Source organism: Actinoalloteichus spitiensis RMV-1378, assembly GCF_000239155.1.
GTDB lineage: Bacteria > Actinomycetota > Actinomycetes > Mycobacteriales > Pseudonocardiaceae > Actinoalloteichus_B > Actinoalloteichus_B spitiensis.
On sequence record NZ_AGVX02000853.1, the window covers coordinates 1 to 221 of the forward strand.

Here is a 221-nt window from a genome sequence, read left to right on the forward strand (position 1 = left end):
GCTGGGCAGCGAGGACGAACCAGACAGCCCGATCTCCCAGCAACTCGACTACTGGCGAACCGCACTGGCCGAACTGCCAGAAGGACTCGACCTGCCCACCGACCGCCCCCGCCCCGCCATCGCCGACTACCGGGGCGACACCGCCACCTTCGACATCGACGAGAACCTGCACCAACGGGTCGTCGACCTGGCGGCGGAGTGCGGTGTCAGCGTCTTCATGG

The 221-nt window shown here is 67.9% G+C and carries 1 protein-coding gene; it reads left to right on the forward strand.

All coding sequences use genetic code 11. The features are described 5' to 3' along the window. Nucleotides 1-221 (forward strand): condensation domain-containing protein (locus tag ACTIDRAF_RS31530; protein ID WP_039789914.1); only part of this gene is annotated, 221 nt, incomplete at both ends.